Source organism: Pseudomonas sp. Q11 (genome assembly GCF_024494355.1).
GTDB lineage: Bacteria > Pseudomonadota > Gammaproteobacteria > Pseudomonadales > Pseudomonadaceae > Aquipseudomonas > Aquipseudomonas hefeiensis.
The window spans coordinates 1-561 of sequence record NZ_JAKNQY010000076.1; the positions used below are offsets into that span (position 1 = coordinate 1).

Annotated in this window: 2 protein-coding genes; both read left to right on the forward strand. The window is 61.3% G+C overall.

Annotation, left to right across the window (positions count from 1 at the left end; translation table 11 throughout):
• The coding region (locus MA884_RS27810; protein WP_305519698.1) for a carbon starvation CstA family protein at positions 1-425 on the forward strand (425 nt) is incomplete at its 5' end.
• 16 nt (positions 426-441) lie between these two features.
• The coding region (locus MA884_RS27815) for a YbdD/YjiX family protein (RefSeq protein WP_188252483.1) at positions 442-561 on the forward strand (120 nt) is incomplete at its 3' end.

The following is a 561-nucleotide window of genomic DNA, read 5'->3' on the forward strand; positions in this document are numbered from 1 at the left end:
TGTTCGGCATCTCCAACCAGATGCTGGCGGGTATCGCCCTGATGCTCGGCACCGTGGTGCTGATCAAGATGAAGCGCCAGCGCTACGTCTGGGTGACCATGCTGCCGGCGGTCTGGCTGTTGATCTGCACCACCACGGCGGGCCTGATCAAGCTGTTCGACGCCAACCCGGCGATCGGCTTCCTGGCCCTGGCGCGCAAATACAACGATGCCCTGGCCGCCGGCCAGATCCTGGCCCCGGCCAAGAGCATCGAACAGATGCAGCATGTGGTGTACAACGCCTACACCAACGCAACGCTGACGGTGTTGTTCCTGCTGGTGGTCTTCAGCATCCTGTTCTACGCGCTCAAGGTCGGCATCGCCGCCTGGGGTCACAAGGAACGCACGGATAAAGAAGCCCCCTTCCAGGCCCTGCCGGACGCCTGAATCGAGGAATGCAACGATGTTCAATGACTTGAGTCGCCTCGGTAAATACCTCGGTCAGGCCGCCCGCCTGATGGTCGGCATGCCCGACTACGACAACTACGTCGAGCACATGCAAAGCAAACACCCGGACAAGCCG